Origin of the sequence: Pseudomonas sp. TNT3, assembly GCF_010095445.2 — a bacterium.
Lineage (GTDB): Bacteria > Pseudomonadota > Gammaproteobacteria > Pseudomonadales > Pseudomonadaceae > Aquipseudomonas.
Genome location: NZ_WFGV02000003.1, coordinates 91239 through 111938, shown reverse-complemented (window position 1 = coordinate 111938; position 20700 = coordinate 91239). Strand labels below are relative to the sequence as shown.

Here is a 20700-nt window from a genome sequence, read left to right as displayed (position 1 = left end):
GCGGCACTCCGATAAATCCCCTCGCCACGAAAGCCTTAAGCGCTAAGGCTCCATCCCCAACTCATGCTTCACCAACCCCAGCAACTTGCCGGTATCGATGGGCTTGAGCAAAAAATCCACCACGCTCAAATGCATCGCCGCGATAGCGTCTTTCACATCGGCATCGCCGGACACAATGATGATCGGCAACGCCGCCCTCACCGACTCACGCACCTGGCGAATCAGGTCCAGGCCATCGACATGCCCCATCCGCAGATCGGTAATCACCAGGCCAATCGAAGGCTTCTCGCTCAACATTTTGAGTGCGGTTTCACCACTGGCTGCCGTCATGCAACGAATGCCGTCCAATGCAAGGATCTCCGACAGCAACTCGCGTGCGTCTTTATCGTCGTCAACGATCAGCACTCGCTGCGGCGGCAGATCGGGTTCGAGCATGACGGCACTTAGCGCCTCGCGCTCGGCGTCACTCAAAATATCGTGGTCAGACATGGCTATCTCAAAAGTTTCAAAATCGTTCCTGGCCCAGTGGTGAGACATCGCCAGGAAGACGTTCAATGTGCACTTCGTCGGAAATATTTCCAATAGGGGAACAGTGGGATTTTTCCCACAGTTGCGTAGGGTTTCTCCGACATTTGCTCACACCATTTGCCTACCTAGACTTACGTCCAATGGGCACCCTGCGGATAGGGGTCGACCATGGCTGAGTCATCCGACGACAACAATTCAAAAAAAGACTGCGGTAATGGTTATGAGTAAAGCGGACGCCTTCACACAGGCAGGGAAAACCGCGGTGTTGCAGAACATCCAGGGCACTTTGCAATTCCTTCAGCGTTTCCCGCCGTTCAATCAGATGGAACATGCCCACCTGGCCTATCTGGTAGAGCAATGCCAGTTACGTTTCTATGGCCCTGGCGAAAGTATTATCAAGCCCGCCGATGGCGACGTTGAACATTTCTACATCGTCAAACAAGGCCGGGTCGTGGGTGAACGTCCCCACACCGCGAAGGGCGGAACCGAGACCACCTTTGAAATCACCACCGGCGAATGTTTCCCGCTCGCGGCGCTGCTGGGTGAACGAGCGACGCGCACCGAACACCTCGCGGCCGAAGACACCTTTTGCCTGCAACTGAACAAGCTGGCGTTCATCAAACTGTTCGCGCTTTCCAGCACCTTTCGCGACTTTGCCCTGCGCGGCGTCAGCAGCCTGCTGGATCAGGTCAACCAGCAAGTCCAGCAAAAAGCCGTGGAAACCCTCGGCACTCAATATTCCCTGAACACCCGCCTGGGTGAATTGGCCATGCGCCATCCGGTGACGTGCAGCCCGACCACACCCCTTCGTGAAGCTGTGACCCTGATGCACGAACAGCAGGTCGGCAGCATCGTGATCGTGGATGAGCACAAAACGCCGCTGGGCATTTTCACCCTGCGCGACCTGCGCCATGTGGTGGCCGAGGGCATCAACGATTTCAGTGAGTCCATCGAACGGCACATGACCCAGGCGCCGTTTTATCTGTCGCCAGACCACAGTGCGTTTGACGCGGCCATTGCGATGACCGAACGACACATCGCCCATGTGTGCCTGGTCAAGGACCAGCGCCTGTGTGGTGTGGTGTCGGAACGGGACCTGTTTTCCCTGCAACGGGTCGATCTGGTGCACCTGGCCCGCACGATCCGCAGCGCGCAACGCGTGGAAAACCTGGTGGCGTTGCGCGGCGAGATCGGCCAACTGGTTGAACGCATGCTGGCCCACGGCGCGTCTTCGACCCAGATCACTCACATCATTACCCTGCTCAACGATCACACCGTTTGCCGGGTGATCGAACTGACATTGGCCGAGAAAGGCGACCCCGGCGTGCCGTTCAGTTGGCTGTGTTTTGGCAGCGAAGGTCGCCGCGAACAAACCCTGCACACCGATCAGGACAACGGCATTCTGTTTGAAGCCCGTGACGCCGCCCACGCGGCAGAAATACGCGGCAAGCTGCTGCCCATCGCGCATCAGATCAACCAGAGCCTGGCGCTTTGCGGTTTCACTTTGTGCAAAGGCAACATCATGGCCGGCAACCCTGAGCTGTGTTTGTCCCGGGCCGAATGGGCACGCCGGTTTTCGGCGTTCATCCGCGAAGCCACGCCGGAGAACCTGTTGGGTTCGAGCATCTATTTCGATTTGCGCGTGGTGTGGGGCGACGAGCAGAGTGGCGACCAACTGCGTCGCGGGATTCTTGACCAGGTGGTGGACAACCGGTTGTTCCAGCGGATGATGGCCGAAAACGCCCTGCGCAATCGCCCACCGGTAGGACGTTTCCGCGAATTTGTACTGGCCCGCAAGCACGGCGAGAAAGCCACGCTGGATCTGAAAGTCCAGGGGCTCACACCGTTCGTTGACGGGGCCCGATTGCTGGCGTTGGCTCATGGCATCGAGGCCAATAACACCCTGGAGCGTTTCCGCCAACTGGTCGATAAAGAGGTGATCGAGCGGCTGGACGGTGCCGCCTATGAAGAGGCGTATCACTTCATTCAGCAGACCAGAATGCAGCAGCACCAGCTTCAGACCCGGGAAAACTTGCCGTACTCCAACCGGGTCGATCCTGACAGCCTCAATCACCTGGATCGACGCATCCTGCGTGAATCCCTGCGCCAGGCCCAGCGTCTGCAAAGCAGCCTGACCCTGCGGTATCAGCTATGAGCCTGTTTTCATGGCTGCGCCCGGCCAGCCCGAGTTTGCCGGGTGAACTGCAACAGCGTATCCGCCAGTTGCCAGCGGTCGCCGGTCTGGGTGAATGCAGCCTGCGCGAGCAACGTTGGGTCGTGCTTGACCTGGAAACCACCGGGCTGAACCTGAACAAGGATCGAGTGTTATCCATCGGCGCAGTGGTGATTGAGGACGGCGCGATCGACTTCAGCCAGCAGTTCGAGCGCACGTTGCAATGCGCCGACTTGAAGTTGGCCCCCAGCGTGCTGATTCATGGCCTGGGGCCGAGCGCGATTGCAGCCGGCAGTGACCCGGCCGAGGCGCTGGTCGATTTCATGGAGTTCCTGGGCGACAGCCCGGTGCTGGCCTTTCATGCACCGTTTGACCAGCACATGCTGGGCCGTGCGCTGAAAGATCATCTGGGTTACAAGTTGCAAAATACGTTTCTGGATGTGGCCGACATCGCCCCGCTGCTGTGTCCGCAGGCGAACATCCGCGAGGCCGGGCTGGATGAATGGATCGACCAGTTCAAGCTCGAAGTCTTCGAGCGACACAATGCCAGCGCCGACGCGCTGGCCACCGCAGAACTGGCGCTGATCCTCTTCAGCCGCGCACGGCAGCAACAGATTCATAGCCCGTTGAACCTGCAGCAGCGGTTGAGCCAATGGAAACGCAGGCAGCAAGCACCGTCTTTTTAAATCACCACGGTCCCTGTAGCAGCTGCCGAAGGCTGCGTCCGGCTGCGCAGCAGTCGTCAACCCTTCCGTCTCGGTTTACCTGCTGCACCGCAAACACTGATTTCACGACTGCTGCGCAGCCGGACGCAGCCTTCGGCAGCTGCTACAAGGGATCGCGTCGGGCGCTTGAACAGGAACATTCCCACCCGACCAGCGCCAATTGCTTACCTCCCCCGCCTCTGACACAATCGCGAACTATTCTCGTTAGTTAACCCTTCCCAATCGGTGATGCTGCGTGTCGTCAGTTCAAAGCCCCCACAACAACCTCGTCGGCGCGTTATATCGCGACCATCGCGGCTGGCTATTGGCGTGGCTTCGACGCAACGTGGCTTGTCCGCAACGGGCCGAAGACCTGAGCCAGGACACCTTCGTCCGGCTGCTCGGACGCGATGAACTCAAAGAGCCACGCGAGCCCAGGGCCTTCCTGGTCGCGATTGCCAAAGGCCTGCTGTTCGACTATTTCCGTCGCGCGGCGCTGGAACAGGCTTATCTCACCGAGCTGATGCTGATTCCTGTAGGCGAACACCCTTCGATCGAAGAGCAGCAGCTCATTCTCGAAGACCTGAAAAACATCGACCGCCTACTCGGCAAGCTGTCCAGCAAGGCCCGCGCCGCCTTCCTCTATAACCGCCTCGACGGCCTCAGCCACGCGCAGATCGCCGAGCGCCTGGGTGTCTCGGTACCCCGGGTGCGTCAGTACCTGGCCCAAGGCATCCGTCAGTGCTACATCGCGCTGTACGGTGAGCCGGTATGAGCCCGGTCAGTTCCAAACCCGTCTCGGCGCAGGTGCTGGATGCGGCCATTGCCTGGCAATTGTCCCTGGATTCCGGCAACCCGGTGGAGCGCGAAGAGTTTGCCAAATGGCACGCTGCCCACGAAGAACACGCTCGCGCCTGGCGCCAGTTGGGCATGCTCGATCAGCGCTTCAGCGCGGCCAGTGGCCCGGCTCGCACCGCGTTGCTGCAATCGCGCGAAAGTATTCGCCGCCGGGTGCGCAAGCTCGGTAGCGGCCTGGCCAGTATTGTCGCTGTGGTTGGCCTGGCATTGTTCGCCGGGGAGCGTTACCAGCCGCTCGACTATTGGCTGGCGGATGAGCGCACCGCCACTGGTGAGCAACGCACCTTGCACCTGGCCGACGGCACACTGATCAACCTCAACACCCACAGCGCCGTGGACGTACGCTTCGATGAGAAGCAACGACTGATTGTCCTGCAGGAAGGGGAAATCCTCATCGAGACAGGCCACGGCGATGCCAGGCCTTTCATCGTTGAAACCCGCGAAGGCAGCATGCGCGCACTGGGCACGCGTTTCCTGGTCAAGCGCGAAGAAGACGGCACACGCCTGAGCGTATTGAAGTCGGCAGTCGCCGCGCATCCGCAGTCGAATCCCGAAGAGCAGATCCTTCGTGAGGGCCAGCAAGTGCTGATGCGCAATAACGGCCTCGGCCCGATCCTCGCGCTCAACCTCGGTGCCGATGCCTGGACCCGCGGCATGCTGGTCGTGGAAAACGCACGGCTCGAAGACCTGATCCATGAACTCGGTCGCTACCGACGTGGACACCTTGGCGTCGCGCCCGAGGTCGCTGATTTGCGCATCACCGGGAGCTTCCCGCTGAACGATACGGACAAAGCCCTGAGTGCGCTGCTACCCACATTGCCGGTGCAGATCGAACAGCACACCCAATGGTGGGTGACGGTGGCGAAGGCTGAAGCCAAGCCCTGAGTTTTGTGTCGACAGGTCTATTGCCATCGCGGGCAAGCCACGCTCCCACAGTGGATATGTGCCAGGCGCAGCGATCGAGTTCGTAGCAATTCCAATGTAGGAGCGAGCCTGCTCGCGATCGGGCCATCACCTCTACATCAATGGCGACTGACACTCCGCCATCGCGAGCAGGCTCACTCCTACAGAGAATTGGTGCCAGGTACAGAAGTTGTATTCACAGCTGATCCAATGTGGGAGCGGTCTTGCCCGCGATGAGGTCGTAAGCCTCACCACAAGATTTGTTTAATGAATCGAAATTATTTTCATCCAGCCCTATCACTTTTGGATTCTCGTTCGGCACCTAGGCAATTGAGAAGTATTCCCCTTCAGGAGCCGCTGTATGTCCCGCTCGCTAGACACCTTGTTGCGCCCCGGTTTGCTGGCTATCGCCATTGCACTCGGTGCCCCTCTGCTTAGCGCTCAGCTGATGGCCGCCGATCAGGCGTCGAGCGTTCGCGCCTACAACCTGCCGTCCGCCCCTTTGGCCAGCACGCTCAACCAGATCGCCAGCCAGGCGGGTCTTGCCCTGTCACTGAACCCATCGCTGGCAGCGGGCAAAACTTCGGCACCGGTCAAAGGCCAGTTCGACGCTACGGGCGCCCTGCGCGAAGCTTTGCGCGGCACCGGTCTGCAATTGGAACAAAGCAGCGCCGGCACCTTCAGCCTGGTGGCCGTGCCTGAGGGCGTGATGGACTTGCCGACAACCAGCATCATGGGTGTGGAAAACACGGAAAGCGCCTGGGGCCCGGTGGAGGGTTACCTGGCCACTCGCACCGCCGCCGGCACCAAGACCGACACCGCACTGGTTGAAGCACCGCGCTCGATTTCGGTCGCGACGCGCCAGCAGATGGACGACCGCAACGTTCAGAACATCGATGACGCCGTGCGTTACATGCCCGGTATCGTCGCCAGCAGTTACGGCAGCGACACCCGTGCCGACTGGCTGCGCGTGCGCGGCTTCGAACCGACCCAGTTCCTAGATGGCCTGCCCCTGCCTAAAGGCGTGTACGCCAACCCGAAACAGGAAACCTGGAACCTTGATCGCCTCGCCCTGCTGCGTGGTCCGGCCTCGTCCGTGTACGGCCAGACCCCGCCGGGTGGTTTGCTCGACATGGTCAGCCGCCGCCCCAGCGCCGAATCGAGCAATGAAATCGAAGTGCAATATGGCAGTGACAATCACCGCCAGATCAACTTCGCCAGCACCGGCAAAATTGATGACGAAGGCCAGTTCCTCTACGGCCTGAGCGGTGTCATCCGCGACAGCGGTACGCAGATCGACCACGTCGACAACAAGCGCTACAACATTGCGCCAAGCCTGACCTGGAACATCGACGACGACACCCGATTCACCCTGCTGACCCAGTTCACCCGCGACGATACCGGTATCACCAGCCAATTCCTGCCGGTGCAAGGCACCAAAATCCGTTCGCCCCTCGGTGATATTTCCCATCACAAGAACCTGGGCGACCCGGACTGGGAATACTACGACCGCACCTACTACGCCCTGGGCTACGCGTTTGAACATCGCTTGAACGATGTCTGGCAGTTCAAGCAAAACCTGCGTTACACCAAGTCGGACCTGTCGTTCCAGACCCTCACCCCCGGCGCCTACCCGTTCACGCAAGTCGATGCCGACGGTAACGTTGGCCGTACGAGCACCAGCGTCGATGAGGACATCAGCCAGTTCGCCGTGGACAACAACTTCCAGGCCGACTTCGCCACCGGTGACGTCCTTCACACCGTATTGATCGGCCTCGATCACCAGCGCACCAACACCCACTACACCTCGATTTACGGTGACGGCCTGACCACCAACGTCAACAATCCGATCTACGGCCTGCCGATCGTTCGGCCACCTCGCTCGACGGCGTACTACGATTACGATCAAAAGACCAACCAGACCGGCCTGTACGTTCAGGACCAGATGGCCCTCGACCAATGGCGCCTGACCCTGGGCGGACGTGAGGACTGGGTCCACACCGGGACCAAATTCTTCAACAAAGGCGACGCCACCAACACCGAGCGGGACAAGAATTTCAGCGGCAACGCGGCGATCAGCTACGTGTTCGACAACGGTGTCGTGCCCTACCTGTCCTACGCCGAATCGTTCCAGCCAACCAGCAACGCCACCGCCTCGCCGACCGACTCGATCAAACCGACCGAAGGCAAGCAATGGGAACTGGGCATCAAATACCAACCGCCTGGCAGCAACACGCTGCTGACCGCTGCGGTGTACGACCTGACCCAGAAAAACGTCTCCGTCACCACGATAAGCTCGGACAACGTGTCGATCACCAGCCAGACCGGTGAAGTGAAAGTCAAAGGCCTGGAACTGGAAGCCGTGTCCGACGTGACCGATAACCTCAAAGTCATCGCCGCATATACCCTGGCCAAATCCGAAGTACAGGACGGCACATTCAAGGGCAATCGCCTGCAATTGATGCCTAACCAACAGGCTTCGCTGTGGACCGATTACACCTGGCACAACGGCGTGCTGGACGGCTTCGGCGTCGGCGCAGGCGTTCGCTACACCGGCAACACCTACGGCGATCAGGCCAACACCGAGCTGGGCAAGGCTGATGCCTACACCGTGTTCGACGCCGCTGTTCACTACGACCTCGGCCGTCTGGACAACAGCTTGAAAGGTGCGTCGCTGGCACTGAATGCAACCAACCTGTTCGACAAGGATTACATCTCCACCTGTGACAGTTTCTACTGCTACTACGGTGACCAGCGCAGCGTCGTCGCCAGTGCAACCTACAAGTGGTAACGGGCTGACCTGACACACCCCAAGACCCGGCCGTCCTCCATGGACGGCTTTGGTATTTTTGAAGGTCTGGAAATGAAAAGTAAAACAATCCGCCGCTGGTCGTTCGTCCACACCTGGACCAGCCTGATCTGCACGGTCTTCCTGCTGATGCTGGCACTGACCGGCCTGCCGTTGATCTTTCATCACGAGATCGATCACCTGCTCGGCGATGCGGCCGAACTCAAGCAAATGCCGGCCGACACACCCCAGCTCAATCTGCAGCAACTGGTGCTGGCGGCCGAGAAACATCGTCCTGGCGAGGTCATGCAGTACTTCGGTTACGACGACGAAGACCCCAACGGCATGATCGCCATCATGGCGGCCACAGCCGGCACCGAGCCGAACTCGTCCCATACCTTCATGCTCGACGCGCGCACCGGCGAAGCGCTGGAGATGCCGTCGGCCAACGGCGGCTTCATGATGTTCATGCTGCGCCTGCACGTGGACATGTTCGCCGGCCTGCCGGGCAAGTTGCTGCTGGCGTTCATGGGGATACTGTTTGTTGTGGCGATCGTGTCCGGTGCGGTGCTGTACCTGCCGTTCATGCGCCGGTTGAAATTCGCCACCGTGCGCCAGGACAAATCCACCCGCTTGCGCTGGCTCGACCTGCATAACCTGATCGGCGTCGTGACCCTGACCTGGGCGCTGGTGGTCGGCGTTACCGGCGTTATCAGTGCCTGCGCGGACCTGCTGATTGCTGCGTGGCGCACCGACACCCTCAGCGCGATGGTCGCGCCTTACCGTGACGCGCCACCACTGACACAACTGGCGCCGGCGACACGCCTGCTCGATATCGCCAAGGAAGTCGCACCGGGCATGAAACCCGATTTCATTGCGTTCCCGGGCACCCGGTTTTCCAGCGAACACCATTACGCCGTGTTCATGAAAGGCAGTACGCACCTCACTTCCCACCTGCTCACGCCGGTGCTGATCGACGCCAGCACCCTGCAAGTCACCGCCGTGGCCGAGCGACCGTGGTACATGGACGCCATGGGGATGTCGCAGCCGCTGCACTTCGGTGATTACGGTGGCATGCCGATGAAAATCCTCTGGGCGACGCTGGACGTGTTGACCATCATCGTTCTCGGCAGTGGGGTTTACCTCTGGGTCGTGCGCCGCAAAGCAGCGAAACCCGTGGCGGACATTGCGCAGGCCCAAGCATGAGGCCGCGTCAGTCGAACTTCTGGAAAGTCTTCGCCCTTCCCACGGTCATCGGTCTGTTCAGCGCTGCCGGATTGTTCGCAGCGTTGTTGGGCGATGGCGTCTGGGACGCCCTGAGCTGGCTCGGCCTGGGCATCCCCGCCATCATCGCCCTGCGTGGATTACTGAAACCCCTGTAGCAGCCGCTGGGCCTACGACTGCCCCTGTAGCAGCGGCCGAACGCAGCCTCGCAGGCTCGGCAGCTGCTACAGAAATCTCATCGTCTGGACCGTCGTGCGTCAGCCCAAACCACAGCACGTCGTGCAATCTTGAGCTGCCACCCCAACGCGCTATGCTGCCGTCACTACCATCGAACGAGACGCCACCATGTCCACCCCGAGCATGACGCTGTACCACAATCCTCTTTCGCCCTTCGTTCGCAAAGTCATGGTGCTGCTCCACGAAACCGGTCAGCAAAACCGCGTGGCGCTGCAATCCAGCGTACTCACTCCGGTCAGCCCGGACCTGACCCTCATCGAAGACAACCCCCTGGGCAAAATCCCCGCCCTGCGCCTGGCCGATGGCAGCGTTATCCACGACAGCCGGGTGATCCTCGATTACCTCGATCACCAGCATGTCGGCAACCCACTGATCCCCCGTGAAGGCTCGGCCCGCTGGCGGCGGATGACCCTCGCGTCCATGGCCGACGGAATCATGGACGCGGCGGTGTTGACCCGCTACGAACTGGCCCTGCGCGCGCCGGAAAAACAGTGGGACGAATGGCTGGACGGCCAGCGCGACAAAATCCGCCGGGCGTTGACCATGCTGGAAGCGGACGCGATTGCCGAGCTGACCAGCCATTTCGATGTGGCCGCAATCAGCGTGGCGTGCGCGTTGGGTTATCTGGATTTGCGGCACCCGAATCTGGACTGGCGTGTGGCAAATCCGAAGCTGGCGGGCTGGTATTTCGAGGTGAGCCAACGGGCTTCGATGCTGGCGACGATGCCGAAGGTATAGATCTACGCTGGCTAATTTGACCTCAAAAGATCGCAGTCTTCGGCAGCTCCTACCTGGAATGCGTTCCCTGTAGGAGCTGCCGAAGGCTGCGATCTTTTGATCTTCACACTCTGGCCCTAATAGTTCTGGTAGTAGGCAACGGCTAAAGAAAGGACATAGTGGCGGCATTTATTTGAACCATCACCAAAACAGTGTTCTCACTGCCCTCATCGCGAGCAGGCTCGCACATTGGATCGCGTCATACACAAATCATGTAGGCGCTGTGGATCTATTGTAGGAGTGAGCCTGCTCGCGATAGCGGCCTCAATAACCACCAATGACTCGAGTCAGTCCTGAGTCTGCTTCATCCCCAAACAATCAATCGACCGATCAACCATGGCTTTGGCTATCTCCAGCAAGTGCCAGATCGAGAACACCATTGCCCTGTCTGCGCCTTTCAGGTGATCACCGCATTGATAGGCGGTAACCGAAGCACAGCGCAGCAGGTCAGCGATATAGAGTTGGGTGTCTTCAAAGCTCACGTCGTTGCTGACGTTGTAGAACCGCAGTTCATCCGGTGCCGACGGTTGTTCGCCGGTCAGGTAGAAATCGATTGCACGGTAAAGGGCGGAGCGGTCTCTGAGCAGATCGTCATTTCTGGTTGAGTTTGAGGGTGGATCGGGGACCGGTTTTTTCATTGGTAAAACTCCTAGAGCTAATTGGAGCCAACCGATATCGCGACTAAACGAGAAGGGGTGGCGGCTGCGCACAGGTTAGTCGACCGGCCTCCAGGAATACCGGCGCACCCGAAGGTGCCCTGCGCACAGCCACCATAGATTCAGGCGATAAAAAACACCTGAACGGAGGTAGCGCTGTACGCCTGGAGAGATCCGGGCGACTAAACCCGATCACTGATAAGCAGTGACGGACGGAGATTAGGCACGGAAATCTGTCGGCGCAAGCGTGCGAAATAATCTAGGAAACGTCCCGCAAAAGGAAGGGATTCGCGCCGTAGGAAGCCAGTTTTTCCTGTAGGAAAACTTACTTTCCGACGAGAGAAATACCCCATGCGGACCCACGATGGATCGATGGTTTTACGTCAGTTCGGCCTAAGCCCTAACAGTTCTGATAGGTAGGCAAAGGCTTGGAAAGGAATGATGCTGAAACCTCGGCTTTTTCGACCTTTGCAAGGAGCTCCAGTCAATGCCTACTCCCAATCGCGAAACCCTTTTGTGCCGCTACCACTACGACCCGCTTGATCGCCTGGTCAACAGCACACCCTTTGAACAACCCACCCAGCGCTACTACTGCAAAGCCCGTCTGGCCACTGAAATCCAAGGCGGTGTGCATCGAAGCATCCTGCAGCACGAAGATCAGCTGTTGGCACAGCAGCAGCGCGAAGACGGCAAGATCGCCGCCACGCTGCTGGCAACCGATCAACAACGTTCAGTATTGAACGCGCTTGATGCCAACCAGCCCAAGCCCATCGCCTACTCGCCCTACGGTCATCGTCCTCTGGGGAATGGCTTACTGAGTTTGCTGGGATTCAACGGCGAGCGGCCAGACCCGGTGACCGGGCATTATCACTTGGGCAATGGCTATCGGCAGTTCAACCCGGTGTTGATGCGGTTCAACAGTCCGGACAGCTGGAGTCCGTTTGGGGAGGGAGGGTTGAATGCTTATGCGTATTGCGCTGGCGATCCGATAAACCATGTTGATCCTAATGGGCACTCTTTGATGGGAGTTATTGTTAAATTCATGCCAGGAAGTTCGCTGGCCAGATCGCCTGAAATAATGAACAACGTTAGTGAACTCATGACGATGAAACGAGGAATGCGGTACAACGGAGAGACGTTAGGATATCAACTTGGCGAACATTCAAAGCTACTGAGTCTTGACGACATGAGCATTGGAAAGATAAATCTCCACGCAGAAATAATCGAGGGAGCCAATGCCAACTTGATAAAAAAACAAATCGATTTATTAAAGCAACTGCCAGATTCTCCAGCAAAACGAGAGGCCGTCGAGTTTATGGCAAGCCCGATACAGTACCCTTCAGCAACCAGCGGCACGAGCAGCAAGGACAGGGCGGTAATGAACTTGCACTCTCAAGTAATGGGATTCGAACATCAACACGCTATTTTAAACAAGATCAAGACCATCCCCACTACTACCTCTCCAGCAGCCAGCAGTGCTGCTATACGCCAACTCAAATAAAAAATTACTTCTAGAAGACATAATGCGACATTTATTTTAACCATCACCAAAACAGTGTTCTTATTGTCCTCATCGCGAGCAGGCTCACTCCCACATTTGATCGCCGGTGAACACGAGGTTTGCGTTCAGCGCGAATCCCTGTGGGAGTGAGCCTGCTCGCGATGGCGGAGGCACAGGCAGCATCGATGTCGCCTGACACACCTCATCGCGAGCAAGCCCGCTCCCACATTTGATCGCCGGTGAACACGAGGTTTGCGTTCAGCGCGAATCCCTGTGGGAGTGAGCCTGCTCGCGATGGCACCGCACCGGATCCACCGGAAACAATCGAAAAATCAGCGACGCCAACACCCGCCCTTCCCGCTGATCCTCACGCAACCCCAGTGACCGGCTCATTCCACCGCTCCGATATCAAACGCCAGCGGCTTGGCGGTCTTCTGCCCCACCCCATACCAATCCAGCTTGCGCGTCAGCACCATAAACACGCCCAGCAACCCGAACAGCAACAACGAGCCCATCAACAACGCGTAATCCTCGGCGCTCAACAAGCCATAGAGCAAGCCGTACAACGCCGCCAGCCCCGCTGAAAAACTCAATCCGTGACGCACGCTGCGCAGCACATGGCAGACATAGAACCCGATCAACAATACACAACCACTGGCCGACAACAGATACGCCAAGGCAAAACCAATGTGTTCGGACAGCGACAACAGCAGCAGATAGAAAAACGCCAATGCCACCCCCACCAGCGCATATTGCACCGGGTGCACCGCCAGGCTTTTCAACACTTCGAAGAGGAAGAAACCGGCGAATGTCAGGACGATGAACAGCAGCGCGTATTTGATCGCCCGATCGCTTTTCAGGTACTGGTCCACTGGGTCGATAAAGCTCACGCCAAAGCTGCGGCTATTGAACACTTCGCAGTTCTTGCCGGAGACGCAGCTGTTCATCGCTTCTTGCAGATTGGTGGAGAAAAATGAGGTCTGCCAATTGGCAGTGAAGCCCTGATCGGTGACTTCCCGCTGGGCCGGCAGGTAGTTGCCGACGAAACTCGGATGCGGCCAGTTGGCAGCCAGCGACACCTTGCTGGTCTTGCCCACCGGTACAACCTGCAACTGACCGGTGCCTTGCAGGCGCAGGTCGAAACCGAAGGTCAGTTCAGTCGGCGCTTTGGCGTCCAGAGCAGGCAGCGTTACGTGCACGCCCTCGCCCAACCAGCGCACCTGGCTGCCCGGAACGAAGTCCAGACGCTGGCCGCCCAGCTCAAGTTTCAACGCGTTCTCGATGCCGCGAATGTCACTGATACCGACGGCCAGAAAGGGCTGGTCGAACTGGTAATCGCTGAAGTCTTCCTTGATGCCCAATTGCGCCGGCAACGAGAAGTGCCCGCTGATGCGATTGTCGGCATGGAACAGCCGCGCCTCGTAAATCCCCCGCTTACGCAATTCCGTCTCAACCTGGCCATTGAGCTCGAAATGTTCCGGCAGAAAGTACAGACGACCCCGCTCTTCACTGAGGTCTTGATAGCGTTGGTTGGTTTTCTCGTTGAGTTTCCAGGTGCGCACCACCTTGCGATACGGCACCACCATCAATGGACCGCTGAGCTGCTGGCTGTAACTGGAACTGCGGGCGATGTCTTCGAGCACGCCATCGCGCAGTTGCTGGCGGTCCTGGATCACGCCGCTGATCATCAGCAATGGAATGAGCAACAACAGAATCAGCAGGGCAATGGCCCCGAGTTTCAGGGTCAGGCTTCGGTTCATGGGACTCTCCTTGTTTGGATGGGGAGAGTCTGGGTTGGCTGTATGGGGGTTTTATGTGAGGAATATGGAGAGTGTGTGGAATTCGAAAAGATCGCAGCCTCGTTTCTCTCGACAGCTCCTACAGGATTTGTGTCAAAGCCAGATCCCCAAACCCACCACCATCCCCTGTAGGAGCTGCCGCAGGCTGCGATCTTTTTGCTTTAAGGCAGCCGTAAAATCACCTGCACGCCGCCCTCAACATTGCCAATAACCATGACGCCGCCATGTAGCTTCACCACTTCTTCTACAAAATTAAGCCCTAACCCCGTGCTCTTACGTCCACTGTCCGGACGCGGCAGCGAGTAGAAGCGCTCGTTCAAACGCGGCAATGCATAGTCGGGAATGGGTTCGGCCTGGTTGAACAACCTGATCTTGATCTGCCCCCCAATGCGCTCGGCACTGAATCGCAGCACGCCCTGAACCGGTGTGAAATCCAGCGCGTTCTCCAGCAAATTCCCCAGCGCCTGACGCAACAAAAAAGGCTCACCGTGCAGTTCAAGTTCCGGGGCAATTCGCTGTTCGACGCGCAACTGCTTGCCCTCGATCCGCGCCGCCTGCGCATTCAACAGCTCATCCACCAAACCCGCCAACGGCACCGCTACCCGCTCTTCCAGCCCCTGCCGTTGTTCCACCTGCGCCAGGTTCAACAAGCGCTCGATCAACTGCTGCATCCGTACGCTTTCGCTGTCGATGTTGCCGACGAACCGCTGCCGCTGCGCTAACGGCATCTCGCCTTGCAGCAGCTCCGCCGCGCCCCGAATCGCCGCCAGCGGGCTCTTCAGTTCATGGGTCAGCGTATGGACATACCGCTCCACGTAAGCCTTGCCTTCGAGCTGCGTGCGCATCTGTTCCACCGCTGTCGCCAGTTGCTCCAGCTCGCCACCGCGATAGTGCGGCACCTCGACTCGCCGGCCTTCACTGACGGCCTGCGCGTACACCGTCAAACGACGTAGCGCCGCGCTCAGCCACCACGACAACAGCGCGCCGAACAACAGGCCGAGGCCGATCAATCCGGCGCCGTAGATCAGCAGCCGTCGTTCGGTGCGATCAACATACGGTTGCAGCGAGCTGTTGGGCTTGGCCACGGTGACCACGCCGATGATCTGGCCGTTGTCGCGGATCGGCGCGCCCACGTGCATCACCGACGAGCTGGCATCCTGCGGATCGCTGCGAGTAGAGCGCGCGCCGTACTCGCCGCGCAGGGTCAGGTAGACGTCGTTCCAGCGTGAGTAATCCTGGCCCACCGCCAGCCCGCTGGAGTCCAGCACCACAATGCCGTTGGCGTCGGTGACATAGATCCGGTGGTTAACCTGATTTTTCGGCAATCCCCAAATACTCGCCTTCGGTTGCCGCTCGCCATAAGCCTTGAGCAGTTGCGGCCAGCGGTTCTGATTGAGGGTGCCGGCCTTGAAGTCATCACGCAGAATTTCGGCCATGAGGTTGGCCGTATCGACCAGGGTTTCTTCGGTGGATTGGCGCACACCGGGGCGGATCTCTTCCATGACGGTGCTGAGTACGAAGTAACCGGTCAGCCCGATAAACAGTACAAAGACCAGGAAAATCCGTATCCCCAGCCGCATCAGCTGCGCCCCGGACTGTAGCTGTAACCGAGGCCACGATGTGTCTGGATCGGCTCGGCATCAGCCTTAACCAGGCGCAATTTGGCGCGCACGCTCTTGATATGGCTGTCGATGCTGCGCTCGTAACCGGCATCGGCCGCGACACCCAGCGCATCCAGCAACTGCTCACGACTGAATACGCGCTCGGGTTGATCCAGCAGACAGTGCAGCAGACGAAATTCGTGGCGAGTCAGGCTAAGCGGCTGCTCGCGATAGCTGATCTGCACGCGCTCGCTGTCGACGCGAAACAAGGCCGATGTCGCCTCGGGCACCGCTCGCGGCGCCATGCGCTTGAGAATCGCCCGGACCCGCGCTGCCACTTCACGAGGGCTGAATGGTTTGACGACGTAATCGTCAGCACCGATCTCAAGGCCTACCACCCGATCGATCTCCCCATCCCGGGCGCTGAGGAACATCACCGGCACTTCGCTGAAGCGCCGCAGTTGCTTGCAGGTTTCAAAGCCGCTGATGTCGGGCAGCCCGATGTCGAGAATGATCAGATCGGCCGGCGTCAGGCGCTGATGCTCAAGCGCCGCCGCACCGAGGCTCACCCAAGAGGTGGTAAAGCCCTCACCCTGCAAGGCAAAAATCAGGGTGTCGGCAATCGCCGCTTCGTCTTCGACAATCAGGATATGAGGCATGGCATCCGGGCGCGGCTAAGGAATGGTCGAACGGTGAACCAAGGTGGGTTGGGCGTCAATCGGCAGTGAACCTAACAGTTCTGATAGTAGGCAGGGGTCGGTAAAGGGTTGATGCTGAGACACCCGCTATTGGGATCTTTTATGGAGATCAGCGATGTCCGCGCGCACTCGAAAAACAATGCTGCTGGCGACCGATCAACAGCAGTCGGTGTTGAACACTCTGGACGGGAACGGGCCTCGTTCCATCGCCTATACGCCCTATGGGCATCGTTCACCGGAGAATGGCTTGCTCAGCCTGCTGGGGTTCAACGGCGAACCGCCGGACGCGCTAAGCGGGCATTATCATTTGGGGAATGGTTATCGGCAGTTCAACCCGGTGTTGATGCGGTTTAACAGTCCGGACAGTTGGAGTCCGTTTGGGGAAGGTGGGTTGAATGCGTATGCGTATTGCGGGGGGGAGCCAGTCAACCGAAATGACCGAACCGGGCATATGTTTAAACCCTTAATAAAACTAACGGCCTCTGCCACCGAGGTTGCGTCTCCCGGAAAAAACCTTTTGAAGATTCCGGAGGTTGTTGCACCTTCAATGGGAGACACCGCCAAAACTATCGCCGGTAGTACCGGCCTTCCCGGGACCGGATCTATCACACCAACGACGCAGATAAAGAATCCACGCACCCTCCCGAGCACTATAGATGTCCAGTTTCGCAAAGCCCTTGAACTAGCAGTCAGCGAAGAGCAACCCATTGCACTTGCCAATAATGTCGTCCCGCCGCCTGCGCCCGGTCAGGTGGCGGCAGTGAGACCACCACGCTCCCGAAACAGGGATGTGATAGGGGGTGATAGTGATTTTGCACGTCTAAAAATACAGGCCTCGAAACTTCCCGAGCCTGTCATTCAGAACAGGCAGGTTCGAAACACGTGATGATCACCCATTTGTCGTAACCGATGACCGGCATCAGGCAGTGTCTAGTCGTGAATAGCAATGAGCGTCAACTTCACCGTTTTGCCAGGAGGCAGGCGCTGACACAGGACTTATACCGGGATACCCAGTATCGGGATCTTTTCAAGGAGATCAGCAATGCCTCTACATACTTGCAAAACACTTTTACTGGCGACCGATCAACAGCAGTCGGTGTTGAACACCCTGGACGGGAACGAACCCCGATCCACCGCCTACACGCCCTATGGTCATCGTTCACCGGAGAATGGCTTGCTCACCCTGATCGGGTTCAACGGCGAACCGCCGGACGCGCTGACCGGGCATTATCATCTGGGGAATGGATATCGGCAGTTCAACCCGGTGTTGATGCGGTTTAACAGCCCGGATAGTTGGAGTCCGTTTGGAGCGGGTGGGTTGAATGCGTATGCGTATTGCGGGGGGGATCCTCGCAATCGAACTGATCCTACCGGGCATATCTTGGGAATTGGTACAGCTCTCGCGAAGTACGGTCTTGGATGGAAAGCAATGAGACCTAAGATCTCGCCGACGTCGAAAAAAGTCGTTATGAGCCATATTAGCTCCGCGAAAAGCGGACCGCCTCCCTCAACTCCAACCAAGAGCGCTGATATCGACATCAACGCATTCACACAACGAGAAATCGATGCTCAAGCCGCCGCACTTAAGAAGTTTGGCCTAGCAAACAAAAGAAATATGCCAGCGCCATCCGCAACGCAAGGCGCTTCCCATCAACCGAGAAGCAACCTGATGAATCGCAGGACAAAATCACTGGGACAGATCCCGGACTCACTCGATGACATGGAGGCTTTCTATGCATCGAAACGAAACGATCCGGTCAGTGACTTTGTTATTTCCCAATTCACCACAGATCTAACCGGTACTCACGCGAAACTTTATAGGGCAATGAATTCCGAATTGAAAACGCCCCCCAATGCGCAAGTCCAAAGAACCATCAGAACCGGAGGACGAAAATAATCACCCGATCAACAATCCGGCTTATCCGCCGTAAACCGTCGAGCCGGATTCACCGCCGCGCCAAACTCACGCAGCGCCTTCGCCCCGATCAGCAACGGATAGTTGAAGCTGCTGCGATCCGTCAGATTGACTTCGACCGTACGCTTGACGTTACCCAGGCACAGCTCCAGATCAACCACCGGCCGCTTGGTCGGCGCGGTCGCTTCATCGTCATCCGCGTCCTCTTCCGAGCGGGTTTTGATCTTGCTGATCCGCGCGATCTTGTGTTCGTAAACCTTGTTACTGGCGTCCTTGGTGGCAAGACGGAAACGCACCCACTCATCGCCATCACGGGTAAACATTTCGATGTCTTTGGCTGACAGCGATGCCGTCAGGGCGCCGGTGTCCATCTTGGCCTTGAGCACTTCGCCACCGATTTCCGGCAGCGCAATGTATTCGTATCGACCGTACAGCGTCGGCTCGGCGGCCAGAACCGGCAGGGCCACGAGGGAAAGCAGTGCAAGAAGGGATTTCACGTAATGGGCTTCCTTGGAAAGGTGGGCAGCGGGATTTTAGACAGTCTGTGAGTTATTCGTTCGCCCGTGAGGCCGCATAGCTGGCACATTCAACACAACACTTGAGCAAAGCATACCCAGCCAAAAGTGAAACATTCGTCGTCACCGATTTGGCCTGTCGCCCGAAGCTGCTTATCATGGCGCGCCCAAATGATTCCAAGAGTTACTTATGCGCCGCCTGCTCACCGGCTGTTTCGTCACCCTGCTGCTGTTGCTCAACACCCTCGTCCTGATCGGACCGCTGATGGTGTTCGCCTTGTTAAAACTTGTCCTGCCTGGCCGCTTTCGCGATGTCGCCTCCTGGGCGGTGATGTGGATCGCAGAGACCTGGGCCGAAATCGACAAGCTGATCTTCCGCCTGTGCATCCCCACCCAATGGGACATTCGCGGTGGCGACGATCTGCGGGGCGACACCTCCTACCTGGTGGTCAGCAACCACCAATCCTGGGTCGACATTCCGGCCTTGATCCAGACGTTGAACCGGCGCACGCCGTTCTTCAAATTCTTCCTCAAGAAAGAACTGATCTGGGTACCGTTTCTGGGGCTGGCGTGGTGGGCTCTCGATTACCCGTTCATGAAACGCTACACCAAGGCCTTTCTGGCCAAACATCCCGAGCTTGCGGGCAAGGATCTGAAGATCACCAAAGCCGCGTGCGAGCTGTTCAAGCGCCAGCCGGTTACGGTGGTCAACTACCTGGAAGGCACACGATTTACGCCGGCGAAAAGCCGTCAGCAGCAATCGCCGTTCACGCACCTGCTCAAACCCAAGGCGGGTGGCGTGGCATTTGTGCTGGCAGCCATGGGTGAACAGCTGGACGCCATCCTCGATGTGACCGTCGTGTATCCGCAGGAAAAGATTCCGGGGTTCTGGGATTTGATCAGCGGCAACGTGCCAAGGGTCATCATCGACATCAAGACCCGCGAACTCGACCCTACCCTGTGGCAAGGCGATTACGAAAACGATCCGGTGTTTCGCGTACAAATCCAGAACTGGGTCAACCAGCTCTGGATCGAAAAAGATCAGCGCATCGACGCGTTGCGCGCCGAACGCCGTTGATTCAACTACCGGTACCGGCGCCCCAGATTCCGCCCAGGCTTTGCAGCAGCGAACCGCCAACGCCCTGCTGACCGAGGTACTGCAGGATCACCGGGGCAAACTGGCCGATCATGCCGCTGTCCATGCCCAACGCGCTGAATGCACTGTTCAGGTCATTGGTGTCCTTCACATTGCCGAGGGCGTTTTCCAGCCCCGCCGATTTGCCCGATGAGCCAAGTAAACCGGCGAGCGCACCCAATTGCCCGCCACCGGACAACTTGTCGATTCCCGGCACGCTTTTGGCCAACTCGGAATAGTCAGTCGAGCTCAATTGATTTTTCGCCAACCCCAGCATCGCGCTGGTACCGCCCACGGCCTGTTGCGGCGTCACGTTCAACTGGCTAAGCGCGCCCAGCAGGTCCGCCGTTTCCGGAGTCGGTGCTGCCGCTGTCGCTGCGTTATCACCCTTCATGCCTGAAATGGCATTGGCCGCATCGTTCAGGCTGAACTGAGCAAAGACCGGGCTGGCCGCCAGACTCATCAGCGAAGCCAGTGCAAAACCGCGTGAAATCTTCATCCAGACATCCTCTTGCGTCATGAAAAACCGCCCACTCAGGAACGGAAAAACCTTCCGATTGGACCGGGCATCAGCGGGCATGTTCCTCGGCCATGTATCCATTTTCACGCAGCGTACGTATAGGAAGTGTGAAACCCCGGATGCTATGCGATGAATGGCAAGTTTTGATGCTGTGACGAAGGCCCCGGG

17 protein-coding genes and 2 pseudogenes are annotated in these 20700 nt (G+C 58.3%); 12 read left to right on the top strand and 7 right to left on the bottom strand.

The annotated features are described in order from the left end of the window. Nucleotides 1-42: 42 nt before the first annotated feature. Nucleotides 43-489: a response regulator gene (locus GBC55_RS03380; protein WP_162436224.1), complete on the bottom strand. Its 447-nt coding sequence runs from the start codon at nucleotides 487-489 to the stop codon at nucleotides 43-45. Between the two features lie 253 nt (nucleotides 490-742). On the opposite strand from GBC55_RS03380, the gene GBC55_RS03375 reads away from it, so the two are divergent. The 8 genes from GBC55_RS03375 to GBC55_RS03340 all read left to right on the top strand — a co-directional run bounded on the left by GBC55_RS03375 (nucleotide 743) and on the right by GBC55_RS03340 (nucleotide 10153). Further along, nucleotides 743-2683 carry a putative nucleotidyltransferase substrate binding domain-containing protein gene (locus GBC55_RS03375; RefSeq protein ID WP_162436223.1) on the top strand — a complete coding sequence of 647 codons (1941 nt, stop codon included), beginning with the start codon at nucleotides 743-745 and terminating at the stop codon, nucleotides 2681-2683. Further along, nucleotides 2680-3387: a 3'-5' exonuclease gene (locus GBC55_RS03370; protein ID WP_162436222.1), complete on the top strand. Its 708-nt coding sequence runs from the start codon at nucleotides 2680-2682 to the stop codon at nucleotides 3385-3387. Before GBC55_RS03375 ends, GBC55_RS03370 begins: the two co-directional genes overlap by 4 nt. Nucleotides 3388-3661: 274 nt before the next feature. Beyond that, nucleotides 3662-4180, top strand: a complete 519-nt coding sequence (locus GBC55_RS03365; protein WP_162436221.1) for an RNA polymerase sigma factor — start codon at nucleotides 3662-3664, stop codon at nucleotides 4178-4180. Then, entirely contained in the window at nucleotides 4177-5148 is a 972-nt protein-coding gene (locus tag GBC55_RS03360) for a FecR family protein (RefSeq protein WP_162436220.1), read from the top strand. Before GBC55_RS03365 ends, GBC55_RS03360 begins: the two co-directional genes overlap by 4 nt. 379 nt (nucleotides 5149-5527) lie before the next feature. Further along, on the top strand, nucleotides 5528-7957 hold the full coding sequence (locus tag GBC55_RS03355) for a TonB-dependent siderophore receptor (RefSeq protein ID WP_162436219.1): 2430 nt from the start codon (nucleotides 5528-5530) through the stop codon (nucleotides 7955-7957). Between the two features lie 72 nt (nucleotides 7958-8029). Next, on the top strand, nucleotides 8030-9160 hold the full coding sequence (locus tag GBC55_RS03350; RefSeq protein ID WP_162436218.1) for a PepSY-associated TM helix domain-containing protein: 1131 nt from the start codon (nucleotides 8030-8032) through the stop codon (nucleotides 9158-9160). Then, complete coding sequence (locus GBC55_RS03345; protein ID WP_162436217.1) at nucleotides 9157-9336, top strand: hypothetical protein; 180 nt, start codon at nucleotides 9157-9159, stop codon at nucleotides 9334-9336. Before GBC55_RS03350 ends, GBC55_RS03345 begins: the two co-directional genes overlap by 4 nt. A 187-nt stretch (nucleotides 9337-9523) precedes the next feature. Then, entirely contained in the window at nucleotides 9524-10153 is a 630-nt protein-coding gene (locus tag GBC55_RS03340) for a glutathione S-transferase (RefSeq protein ID WP_162436216.1), read from the top strand. A 326-nt stretch (nucleotides 10154-10479) separates the two neighbouring features. On the opposite strand, the gene GBC55_RS03335 is transcribed toward GBC55_RS03340, so the two are convergent. After that, nucleotides 10480-10830 carry a hypothetical protein gene (locus tag GBC55_RS03335; RefSeq protein WP_162436215.1) on the bottom strand — a complete coding sequence of 117 codons (351 nt, stop codon included), beginning with the start codon at nucleotides 10828-10830 and terminating at the stop codon, nucleotides 10480-10482. Nucleotides 10831-11335: 505 nt separating this feature from the next. Between GBC55_RS03335 and GBC55_RS03330 the strand changes: the two genes are divergently transcribed. After that, the gene (locus tag GBC55_RS03330) at nucleotides 11336-12349 is read left to right on the top strand and encodes an RHS repeat-associated core domain-containing protein (protein ID WP_162436214.1); all 1014 of its coding nucleotides are present in this window, start codon (nucleotides 11336-11338) and stop codon (nucleotides 12347-12349) included. Between the two features lie 389 nt (nucleotides 12350-12738). Here GBC55_RS03330 and creD read toward each other — a convergent pair whose 3' ends face one another. From creD to creB, 3 genes are all read right to left on the bottom strand, one after another. Continuing rightward, nucleotides 12739-14109 carry a cell envelope integrity protein CreD gene (gene creD / locus GBC55_RS03325; RefSeq protein ID WP_162436213.1) on the bottom strand — a complete coding sequence of 457 codons (1371 nt, stop codon included), beginning with the start codon at nucleotides 14107-14109 and terminating at the stop codon, nucleotides 12739-12741. A 200-nt stretch (nucleotides 14110-14309) separates the two neighbouring features. After that, the gene (creC, locus tag GBC55_RS03320; RefSeq protein WP_162436212.1) at nucleotides 14310-15728 is read right to left on the bottom strand and encodes a two-component system sensor histidine kinase CreC; all 1419 of its coding nucleotides are present in this window, start codon (nucleotides 15726-15728) and stop codon (nucleotides 14310-14312) included. Continuing rightward, the gene (gene creB / locus GBC55_RS03315) at nucleotides 15728-16408 is read right to left on the bottom strand and encodes a two-component system response regulator CreB (protein WP_162436211.1); all 681 of its coding nucleotides are present in this window, start codon (nucleotides 16406-16408) and stop codon (nucleotides 15728-15730) included. Before creB ends, creC begins: the two co-directional genes overlap by 1 nt. A gap of 175 nt (nucleotides 16409-16583) precedes the next feature. Between creB and GBC55_RS29865 the strand changes: the two are divergent. After that, nucleotides 16584-16904, top strand: a pseudogene (locus tag GBC55_RS29865) (RHS repeat-associated core domain-containing protein); the annotation flags it as partial. Nucleotides 16905-17516: 612 nt separating this feature from the next. Beyond that, nucleotides 17517-18344: pseudogene (locus GBC55_RS03305) on the top strand (RHS repeat-associated core domain-containing protein); the annotation flags it as partial. Between the two features lie 8 nt (nucleotides 18345-18352). Here GBC55_RS03305 and GBC55_RS03300 read toward each other — a convergent pair. Beyond that, nucleotides 18353-18859, bottom strand: coding sequence for an ATP-dependent zinc protease (locus GBC55_RS03300; RefSeq protein ID WP_162436209.1), 507 nt, complete (start codon nucleotides 18857-18859; stop codon nucleotides 18353-18355). A 208-nt stretch (nucleotides 18860-19067) separates the two neighbouring features. Between GBC55_RS03300 and GBC55_RS03295 the strand changes: the two genes are divergently transcribed. Beyond that, nucleotides 19068-19955, top strand: coding sequence for an acyltransferase (locus GBC55_RS03295; protein ID WP_162436208.1), 888 nt, complete (start codon nucleotides 19068-19070; stop codon nucleotides 19953-19955). Nucleotide 19956: 1 nt separating this feature from the next. Here the strand turns inward: GBC55_RS03295 and GBC55_RS03290 are convergent, their stop codons facing one another. Beyond that, nucleotides 19957-20511 carry a DUF2780 domain-containing protein gene (locus GBC55_RS03290; protein ID WP_162436207.1) on the bottom strand — a complete coding sequence of 185 codons (555 nt, stop codon included), beginning with the start codon at nucleotides 20509-20511 and terminating at the stop codon, nucleotides 19957-19959. Between the last annotated feature and the right edge of the window lie 189 nt (nucleotides 20512-20700).